Origin of the sequence: uncultured Cyclobacterium sp. (assembly GCF_963976465.1) — a bacterium.
Lineage (GTDB): Bacteria > Bacteroidota > Bacteroidia > Cytophagales > Cyclobacteriaceae > Cyclobacterium.
Genome location: NZ_CAXBOC010000596.1, coordinates 1 through 3,055 on the forward strand (window position 1 = coordinate 1; position 3,055 = coordinate 3,055).

The window sequence follows — 3,055 nt, forward strand, 5'->3', positions numbered from 1 at the left end:
CACTACGCTGCTGAGCCAAAATCGTAAAGACTGGCAACATAAATAATATCAGTAGGATAATTCTACTTTTAAACATATTTAAAATTTTAATAATTGTAAAATATTTAACAAATAATTGAATTTTTATTAAAAAAAACTTTTAAAATATTCTTTAGCTAAATAATTCTGGGCTGAATCCAAAAATTATTTATATCATTACAGAATAAATCACCTCATATTTTACCTCCTTTCTTGATTTAATTTCAATTTTTTACTTAAACTCGCCATATTTATTTCATTATTTTAAAAAAGAAAGTTAAATATAGTTATAATTTATTCTCTACAAAATCTAGTTATAATTTTTATTAATAAAATAATACTCGCTAAATATTTGCTATTCATAAATATAATTTTTAACTGGTTTTGCCATTTAATGGCATATAACTAAAATTGTTAGATCAGCTAATACAAATAGAATTGTCTCAAAAAATTGAATCAAACTGGTACTCAGTAGCCTATAAACAAGAAACAACTTAAAGCTTTAATTATCTCAGGCATGAAAATTTTGGAGTTTAAAAAAATAAGGATCCCCTTAAGCACAAGTAAATCAAAAAATCAACCCCCTAATGAGGTTATTGAGTAGTAGGTAAAAATAAAATATTAAACAATTGCTCAACATTTATCACAGTCTTTTAGGTGATTAAACATACTTGAAGGCTAATTTGCTTCAATAATAATAGGCTGAATCCTATTATTATCGTTAATTAATCTTGGTAGAAAAGCAGATCAAATACCTATCAATAAAGCATTCTCAAAAATCGATGAATAAATATTACTACAAAACGGAATAAAAGGGCCTTAAATTTCCTTAAACACTCCAAGCAGTGTAGCTATTAGAAATGTTAAAAATCCACATACTCCGAAAGAGCAAATATCAAATCTTTCCCAAATAGACGGGCTTTTTCTTGGGTCACCACCTGACCATTATTGATTCCAAAAGGAAACTCTAAAGTGCCGGTCATTATCAGGCCCTCATCTAAAAATGCGGAGGCCCACTTACTAAAAGAATAACCTTGTTCATAATTGCTACCTTTATTCCAAGCAGTCCCAAATGCAAGAAAACCTGTTTTGCTATCCATCTTTAAAGGGCCTTTTTGGCTTTTGATCAAGGTATTGACAAACTTCTCTTGGGCCTCCGAAATCCGCCCGTTTTCATTTCCTACAAAATAAACCCATTCATTGTTTTCTCCTTTGATCCAAGGATTGTGAAGATCGATCCCTATCCAAGGCAAACCCTCTAACCATTTTGGAATATCCTCTCTAATAGCCCTTGTACTCGTATATATACTCTCTCCGGAATAGTCCCGATTATGATCCCTGGGACTACGGTACTTGCCCTGATCTCCCTGCTCAACCCCATCCTTATCCAAAAATGGAACGATCATAATCTCTGCATTTTCTAGCAACTGCCTCATGGACGCATCTGTCGACAATAAGGCATCAATCATCCCCTCAATAATATAATTACTCATCATTTCTCCGGCATGTGCTCTGGCTGTAAACAATACCTTGAAATTGGGTTTGGTCTTAAAATCACTTATCAGTAACTGCTCAACTTCTCGTCCTGCTCGAGTGATGCTTAGCACGGACTTTTTTATATAAGGAGAAGAATGGTATTTCAACATAAACTTGTCGAAATTTTTCTGTGTATAGGCCATTCCCATACTTAACCTAACAGGCTTTCCATCACCCGAAAAATTAAAACTAAAAAGATTGGGACCAAGTTGGTTCTCCTGATCAATCCAATGCCATTTATATCCACCATCAGTACTGTAAGCCGCCCCCATATTGGTCAAGACATTGGGTTTGGTGGCTTTAAAAAACCATTTTTTATTGGAGGTGTTTTTTACGGTAAAACACCAGTAAAACCATTCTCTTGGGGTATCTCTGAGATCAGGCCTAAAAAAAATAGTATCGCCTAAAATCTTTTCAATTATCACATTCCCTCCCGGGAAATCACTTTCTATTGTTGGGGTATGAGCCGTTCTATTGGCAAAATTCAGCTTGTTTGCGGTCCCTATCCTTAAAGGATTCATTAACACTTCTTGGCTACGAAGCTCGTGGGTGACAAACAGGATGATGGCAAAAAAAATAAAAGGAATCAATTTCTTCAATAACATAAAAGGAAAGGCTAAGGCGATTATTATGAAATTAGATTTTCATTGTATTTTGAGATGCATGGATATTGAAACCCATGAGATATTGCTCTACTTAGGCCAGAATATCTTTTACCACATTTCCATGTACATCGGTTAATCTAAAATCTCTTCCTCCAAAATGATAGGTCAATTGTTTATGATCTACTCCCAATAAGGATAGTATAGTGGCATGAAGATCGTGAATGGTAACAGGGTTTTCTACCACTCGATATCCATATTCATCTGTTTGGCCATAAATTGTACCTTTCTTTATTCCGGCGCCAGCCATCCACATGCTAAAAGCAGAGGGGTTATGATCCCTTCCATCAGCACCTTGGGCAAAGGGAGTCCTGCCAAACTCTCCTGTCCAAACCACCAAGGTTTCTTCCAATAGTCCTCTGGATTTTAAATCTTTCAATAAGCCTGCAATGGGTTGATCTACAGCATGAGCATTTCGTTCGTGCCCGTCTTTTAGGCTATGGTGCTGATCCCACCGATCAATACCACTCATATATGGACAGGTAAGCTCCACAAAACGAACCCCTCTTTCTACCAGCCTTCTGGCCATCAAACATTGAGCGCCGTAATTCCTGGTATTCAAATCTTCATCGAATAGCCCATATAGCTTTTGTGTGGCTTTACTTTCTGCAGAAAACTCTGTCAATTCCGGTACAGAAGACTGCATATGGTAGGCCAATTCATAATTTTTTATTGCCGCCTCAATTTCACTTGAGCTCCCCTCCTCCCGGGCATCCATTTCATGGATAAAGTCCAACTTTTGTTTTTGGTATTTTGCTGAGACACTGTCGGGCTTGATATTCGCCACTGGCGTATTACCTGTTTTCATAATGGAGGCCTGATAGTCTGCAGGTAGAAAA

General features: G+C 36.2%; 2 protein-coding genes. Both read right to left on the reverse strand.

Translation table 11 applies throughout. The features are described 5' to 3' along the window. Nucleotides 1–881: 881 nt before the first annotated feature. Nucleotides 882–2,159: a M14 family zinc carboxypeptidase gene (locus AAC037_RS22685; RefSeq protein ID WP_339905834.1), complete on the reverse strand. Its 1,278-nt coding sequence runs from the start codon at nt 2,157–2,159 to the stop codon at nt 882–884. 91 nt (nt 2,160–2,250) lie between these two features. Further along, nucleotides 2,251–3,055, reverse strand: an 805-nt coding sequence (locus tag AAC037_RS22690; protein WP_339905836.1) for a DUF1501 domain-containing protein, incomplete at its 5' end; no start/stop codon positions are given.